This is a genomic window from Anaerococcus sp., from assembly GCF_022770135.1.
Classification (GTDB): Bacteria; Bacillota; Clostridia; order Tissierellales; family Peptoniphilaceae; genus Anaerococcus.
The window spans coordinates 26,995-33,755 of record NZ_JALEIL010000093.1 but is presented as its reverse complement, the minus strand read 5'-3'; the positions used below and the strand labels follow the sequence as shown (position 1 = coordinate 33,755).

Genomic DNA, 6,761 nt, shown 5'->3' with positions numbered 1-6,761 from the left:
TAAGTTTTGCCATTGTTTACCCTGCCTGCAGATTGGTAGGAGTATTCCATAACTTGGGCATCTGTCCCATAAATATTTCCTATAACTCTAACTGCAAGGTCTGCGTATTCATCTGCTATATCTTCTGCTCTTAGCTTGTTTGTATCTGTAACTACAATATCTACTACAGATGAGCCTTCAATTGGCTCTATACTAAGTTTTGCATCAAGCATACCCAAAGACATATCAATTCCTAGATTGTCTAGTACTGTCTTTTTAATCTTATTTGAGTTAATAGTAGCTGCGTAGGTGCTTGCATCTCCTGAATTCTCATTTACATTTTCAATTCCTGTAGTTATAATCTTACTTTTTGCCCTATATTCATTAAAACCTGAATAGCTTAGGGCGAAGTAGAAGATAACTGCTGCTAGTATTCCACAGATTAGTCCTGCTGGAATAGCACTAAATAGCGATCTTTTTTCTTTCATTTTAACCTCCAAAATCCTTAGCGCCTTCAATCATCAACTGTCTTGCTTTTCTTATGCCTATTTTTTCTACCTTCTCAGGATAGTTTCTAACAAAATATTCTATATAAAACCTATACATTTTTGGAAAAAGGGCCTTGGAAAGTTTTCCCTTATCATAGAAAAACTTCTCGTCAAAGCCTGTAAACCAAGTCGAATCGTCATTGTAGATTTTCGCTATAAGCTTAGTAGAAGTCCTCACTCTTAGCTTATTTCTAATACAATCTGCAATAAATATCGAATCTTCACCAGACCCATTTCCTGTTCCTGCTCCAAAATAAGTAGATAAGAAAATATTTTTCTCGAGGATTTTCTCTCGCTTAAAGGCGAAATGAACTGATCCATATCTTAAAGCATTGTAGATCTTTAGGTCTTTTTCTTCCTTTACCTTGATGGTCTCTTCTCCATCCTTATAAATTATGGTCTTCATGACGAAAAAGTCCACATCAGGATGTTCGATAAAAGCTTCCTTGATTTTTCTTTCGTAATCATCTTCTAAGACTTCATCGTCATCGCAAAATAAAACGACATCTGCCCTAGAATTTAAGATAGCGAGATTTCTCGACCTACCAAGGCCTCTTGTATCAGTCGATATCATCCTTACCCTAAAGCCATCTTCCTCGACTTCCTCGTAGGAATTGTGGTCAGTTTGATTGATAATCAGGCAGTCCGTACTTAAGTTAAATCTCTTATAAAAACTAATATCACATACATTCATAGCAGAAATCAAAACTTCTATATTCATATTACCTCGTACTTTCTGCCTTCTCCCAAGTGGCCTTGCTCTTTCCTGTAAGCTCGTTTTTGGCTCCAAGGATTTGGGCAAGCATCATCATTGAATAATATCTTGGAAAATAGACGATCTTATTTTTCGCCTTGCTTACTTGACCCAAAATGGCAAGAATTAGAAAGGCAACTTGACCTAGAAGGATAAGCTTATAGATAAATCCTTGTCTAATAAGAAATATATTACTTATAAATAATACTATATGAAAGAAAGCCTGCAAGAATCTCAAGGTCTTGTGGTTGAAGTGGAAGAAGGAAAACCAACCGTATTTGAAAATATTTAACCTTCTCAGATTGGTCCTAATATTTGTAAGAATCCTTCTTTGCATTCTGACCTTTCTCTTAAACTCATCGCTAGTAGTAGATCCTGCCTTCTCAAAAGCTAGGGCGTCCTCATTATAAAGGGCTCTTTTTCCATTAAGGCCTGCGTGAAGGGGCATCTCGTAATCGTGGGAGCTTACTAGGTTATAATTCCTATAATCCTTCTTTCTACAAGCGTAAATCGCCCCATTTCCTGCAGCTATAGTCTTGATATTAGACTCGATTTTTCTCATAGTAAGTTCCATATTCCAGTAAGTATTTTCCGCTACAACCGAAGCTGTCTCATCTTCCTTGTAGATAAGAGATCCGCAGACATATTCTATATCGTCTGATGTAAAATATGAAACAAGCTCACTTATGGCATCTTCCTTAAAGATCGAATTCGCATCAGAAAAAACTAAAATTTCTCCCTTGGCGACCTCTACCGACTCGTCCTGGGCGTTGGTCTTACCCAAATGATTTCTTACAGTATTTACTCTGATATTATAGGCCGGATGGCTTTTGATGAATTCTTGAGCAATCTCCACAGTCCTGTCATTTGAAGCATCATTTGCAATTATCACTTCAAAGTCTGGATAGTCAGTTTTTATAATATTATTAAGCTTTTTCTCAATGACTTTCTCCTCATTGTAGGCTGAGATAATCACTGAAACTTTGGGCTTGTAAGTGTAATCTTTAGTGTTTTTTCTTTTTATAATTTTGTCTAATAACAAAAGTGTCAATGGGTAGCCTATCATAGGATAAAATATGGCAAAGGCCGACACCCAAAATATTATTTTCATAAGCACTCTCCTTAGCTTATTATATAACATTCATTATACTGTAAGCAAATCAAGATTGCTCTTTTTATAGCATTTTATCTAAGAGCTTGTAAAAATTATATCTAGGGATAAACTAATAGGTAGGAAAGGATACATTATGACAATAGAATTAGACATTATACAGACTCTAGGAATTGGTATGATTGCCTATATTATCGGGGTCTTAATTAAAAACAAATTTGAATTTTTTAGGAAATTTTTCATTCCATCTCCTGTTATAGGAGGTCTTATTATTAGCCTTGTGATATTTATAATCAAATCAAGGGCAAGGATCGACTTTAAATTCGACGGAACCCTCCAAGACTTCTTTATGAATATCTTTTTTGCATCCATAGGCCTTGCCGCATCCTTTAAGAGTTTAAAAAAGGCGGGAGTGATTGGTCTTAAGCTTGCTCTCGTAATAATCCTCCTCCTTCCTTTACAAAATATAATCTCTGTAGGGATTTCACTTCTTCTTGGCATAAATCCCCTCCATGGAGTGGCTATGGGATCTACTTCAATGACTGGAGGAATAGGTTCTGCCATATCTTTTGGAAAAATCATGGAAGCTAAAGGAGCAGTCGGAAACACCTCCATAGGAGTGGCTGCGGCAACCTTCGGGCTTTTGGTTGGAAGTCTTGTGGGAGGACCTGTCGCAAAAAGACTCATCAAAAGTCACTCGCTTAGGTCAAAGGGCGCCTTATACGAATCAGAAGATGAAAATATCAGAAAAATAATAAATCAATCATCCTTGATGAAGGCCATAATACTGGTAAGTCTGTCAGCCTTTTTGGGAACTTTTATAAACAAGATCCTAGCCCTAACTTCCCTAAGCTTTCCCTATTATGTAGGCTGCCAATTCGGAGGTCTTGTCGTAAGAAATATCTACGACTCTCTGGGAAAAGACGTGGACCTTACTAATGTAAATATAGTAGGAAATATTTCCCTTAACCTCTTCCTATCCCTTGCCCTAATCAACCTAAATATTTCTGCAATTATAGGCCTTGCAGGACCTATGTTTATAATCCTAATCGCCCAAGCGGCATTTATTGGAATATATACAAGCCTTGTAACCTACAGATTTTGTGGCAAAGACTACGATGCTGCTGTAATGGCAGCAGGCCATTGCGGAGTAGGCCTTGGACAAACACCAAACGCCATGGCTAATATGGAAGCAGTTATAGAAGAAAAGGGCCCAGCAGATATAGCTATGTTTGTATTTCCCATAGTCCTAGCAGTAGCAGTAAATCTCTTCAATCCTTTAGTCATTACATTTTTTATAAATTTATTGGCATAGAAAAAGGGCTGTTGCAGAATGAATAAATCGTACCGTTATCGTTAGAAGAACCTCCACGGAAAGTCTCAATAAGCCGACAGGCTAACCGCCTCCATCAGTCGGCAGGCAGCAATAGGCCTACCGGCCAGGAGAGGTAAAATTTCCTAAGAGAACCTTCTAACGATGGTACGATGATTATTCATAATTTTGCAACAGCCCCACTTTTATTTAATTTTCACACAAAACGCATCCCAAGCCTTAAGCTTGCCTGAATTTTTAACTTCGTCGACATCTGTATTAGAAATTACAATATCAGTATAGTCTTCTTCTAAGTCAAAGTCTTGGCTTTCTCCAGAAAAGTTTACTACAATGAGGTATTTTTCATCCTCAGTCTCTCTTGTGTAGGCGAATACTTTCTCTTCTGTTTCTAGAAGCTTAAAGTCAGCATCTATTAGCCAATCATTCTTTTTCCTTAGATCAACTAGTTTTTGGTAGGTATAAAATATTGAATCAGGATCTTTTAGGGCTTCTTCTACATTTATTTCCTTGTAATTTGGATTTACAGGAAGCCAGGTTGAATCGGCCTTAGAAAAGCCAGCATTCTTGGAAGCGTCCCATTGCATAGGAGTCCTAGCATTGTCACGACCGATTACAGATACCCTATCTAGGATTTCTTTCTCATCTTCTCCCTTTTCTAAGCATTCTTTAGCATAATTTATAGATTCAATATCTTCAAATTCTGACAAATCTTTGAAAGGGTAGTTGGTCATGCCTATTTCTTCACCCTGATAGATATAAGGAGTTCCTCTCATAAGGTGAAGGAGGATTGCAAGAGCCTTGGCTGATTTTTCCCTATATTCGCCGACATCTGCCCAGAGTGAAAGGACTCTAGGAAGGTCGTGGTTCTCCCAAAATAATGAATTCCGACCCTTGCCAAGCTCTAGTTCAGTTTGCCATTTGGCAAAAATCTCCTTAAGCTTACTTACATAAAGGTCCTTCTCATAGAACCATTTAGGCTTACCATCCTTGTGTTGAAGGCCAATATGCTCGAACTGAAATACCATGGAAAGCTCTTCATTATCTGGATTTGAATATTTCTTGGCAATTTCAGGACTTGCTCCCCAAGTCTCACCTACAGTCAATAGGTCGCGCTTACCAAAGGTATTTTTGTTCATCTCCTTAAGGTAGGTATGAAGCATTGGTCCATTTTCCTTAATTTCTTTGTCAGGAACTTTGCCTAGTAGGTCGATTACATCCATGCGGAAGCCCCCGATTCCCTTATCAATCCAGAAGTTCATCATGTCATAGATTTCATGACGCAAGTCTTCATTTTCCCAGTTAAGGTCTGGTTGCTTCTTGCTAAATAAGTGGAGATAATACTCGCCAGAATCCTCATCATATTGCCAAGCAGATCCTGAGAAAGTAGATTCTAGGCCGTTTTTCTCCTTCCTCCAAATATAATAATCACGTTTAGGACTAGCTGGATTTTCCTTAGCTTCTATAAACCAAGCATGTTCATCCGAAGTATGGTTTACAACAAGATCCATTACGATCTTAATATTTCTTTTATTAGCCTCATCTAAAAGCTCTTCCATATCATCCATATTCCCAAATATATCTGCAATCGCCCTATAATCGGATATATCATAGCCATTATCATCCATAGGACTTTGATAAACTGGAGAAAGCCAAATCGCATTAATCCCGAGCTTTTCCAGATAATCTAGCTTGGAAATAATACCTCTAAGATCTCCTATTCCATCATTGTTTGAATCCATAAAAGACCTTGGATAAATTTGATAAATAGTCGCCTTATGCCACCAATGTTTTTTCATATTCCACCTCTCTAAATTCTTTTCTAAATTCTTTAAGGCAAATTTTGCCCCGTAATTTCATTTTAGTCCTTTTCTAATATCTAACAAATATTTTTAACTAATAGTCCTTTCTGTATCTATATCGAAGAAATGTCCCTTGGCTACGTTTAGGCTAAGTTTGACACGCTCTCCTGGATTTCTGTACTCCATTGCCCCAACTCTTGAAGCAAACTCATTATTTCCTTGTTTTGTATAAAGGATTGTCTCATTTCCAAGTAGCTCTGACATTACAACTTCCGCATCAATTGTTGAACTTGGATAGGTCTGTCTTGCTATTTCACTACTTGATATATCTTCTGGCCTTATTCCAAAGATAGCTTTCTTGCCAATATAGCCCTTTTTTTCTAGGGTCTTTCTATGTCCTTCTGGTATTTGTATGCAGAGTCCATCCCTATCCATCATTTCTGATCCAAGAACAGTTACTTCAAAGAAGTTCATTGAAGGACTTCCTATAAATTCTGCCACAAATTTATTGACAGGCTTATTGTAAAGCTCATAGGGAGTTCCTATTTGCTCTATCCTTCCTATGGTACCGGACCCGTCTGGATTTTTCCTTGAACTCATTATTACAATCCTATCAGCAAGAGTCATCGCTTCTGTCTGATCGTGAGTTACATATATGGTTGTTGCTCCTATACGGCGATGGATCTTTGAAATTTCTGCCCTCATTGAAACTCTTAGCTTGGCATCTAGATTTGATAGAGGCTCATCCATTAGAAATACTTTGGCTTCACGCACAATTGCTCTACCCATAGCCACACGTTGTCTCTGACCTCCTGAAAGATCAGCTGGTTTACGTTTGAGTAATTCTGTTAATCCAAGGATTTCTGCCGCTTCCTTGACACGCTTATCAATTTCATCCTTTTTTAGATTTCTAAGTTTTAAGGCAAAGGCCATATTGTCATAGACTGTCATATGAGGATAGAGGGCATAGTTTTGAAATACCATGGCGATTTCACGATCTTTGGCTGATTTTTCATTAACTAGCTCATCATCAATGTAAAGCTCTCCCTCTGTTATATCTTCAAGGCCTGCAATCATACGTAGGGTGGTTGACTTACCACAACCAGAAGGCCCTACAAAGACTATAAACTCCTTATCCTTTATGTCTAAATTAAAATCTTCTACAGCATAGTGGCTAGATTTGGGATATTTTTTGTATATGTGATTTAATTTTAATGTTGTCATGTTCTTAATTCCT

5 protein-coding genes and 1 pseudogene are annotated in these 6,761 nt (G+C 37.6%); 1 reads left to right on the top strand and 5 read right to left on the bottom strand.

Annotated elements, in window-relative coordinates; all coding sequences use genetic code 11:
* The 3 genes and pseudogenes from MRZ08_RS04380 to MRZ08_RS04370 all read right to left on the bottom strand — a co-directional run.
* Positions 1-467, bottom strand: a pseudogene (locus MRZ08_RS04380) (chain-length determining protein); the annotation flags it as partial.
* A gap of 1 nt (position 468) precedes the next feature.
* Positions 469-1,248: a glycosyltransferase family A protein gene (locus tag MRZ08_RS04375; RefSeq protein ID WP_297379709.1), complete on the bottom strand. Its 780-nt coding sequence runs from the start codon at positions 1,246-1,248 to the stop codon at positions 469-471.
* Between the two features lies 1 nt (position 1,249).
* Positions 1,250-2,392 (bottom strand): glycosyltransferase, encoded by a 1,143-nt coding sequence (locus MRZ08_RS04370; protein WP_297379707.1) that lies wholly within the window; start codon positions 2,390-2,392, stop codon positions 1,250-1,252.
* A gap of 136 nt (positions 2,393-2,528) precedes the next feature.
* Here MRZ08_RS04370 and MRZ08_RS04365 point away from each other — a divergent pair, with 136 nt between their 5' ends.
* Positions 2,529-3,707 carry a sodium/glutamate symporter gene (locus MRZ08_RS04365; RefSeq protein ID WP_297379705.1) on the top strand — a complete coding sequence of 393 codons (1,179 nt, stop codon included), beginning with the start codon at positions 2,529-2,531 and terminating at the stop codon, positions 3,705-3,707.
* Positions 3,708-3,910: 203 nt separating this feature from the next.
* Here the strand turns inward: MRZ08_RS04365 and MRZ08_RS04360 are convergent, their stop codons facing one another.
* Both MRZ08_RS04360 and ugpC read right to left on the bottom strand, forming a co-directional pair.
* Positions 3,911-5,521: an alpha-glucosidase gene (locus MRZ08_RS04360; RefSeq protein WP_297379702.1), complete on the bottom strand. Its 1,611-nt coding sequence runs from the start codon at positions 5,519-5,521 to the stop codon at positions 3,911-3,913.
* 93 nt (positions 5,522-5,614) lie between these two features.
* Complete coding sequence (gene ugpC, locus MRZ08_RS04355) at positions 5,615-6,748, bottom strand: sn-glycerol-3-phosphate ABC transporter ATP-binding protein UgpC (protein ID WP_297379700.1); 1,134 nt, start codon at positions 6,746-6,748, stop codon at positions 5,615-5,617.
* Positions 6,749-6,761 lie beyond the last annotated feature (13 nt).

What these genes read in the sequence shown, in the direction of transcription:
- MRZ08_RS04375 (WP_297379709.1), bottom strand. Translation starts at nt 1,248, where the DNA reads ATGAATATAGAAGTTTTGATTTCTGCTATGAATGTATGTGATATTAGT.
- MRZ08_RS04370 (WP_297379707.1), bottom strand. Translation starts at nt 2,392, where the DNA reads ATGAAAATAATATTTTGGGTGTCGGCCTTTGCCATATTTTATCCTATG.
- MRZ08_RS04365 (WP_297379705.1), top strand. Translation starts at nt 2,529, where the DNA reads ATGACAATAGAATTAGACATTATACAGACTCTAGGAATTGGTATGATT.
- MRZ08_RS04360 (WP_297379702.1), bottom strand. Translation starts at nt 5,521, where the DNA reads ATGAAAAAACATTGGTGGCATAAGGCGACTATTTATCAAATTTATCCA.
- ugpC (WP_297379700.1), bottom strand. Translation starts at nt 6,748, where the DNA reads ATGACAACATTAAAATTAAATCACATATACAAAAAATATCCCAAATCT.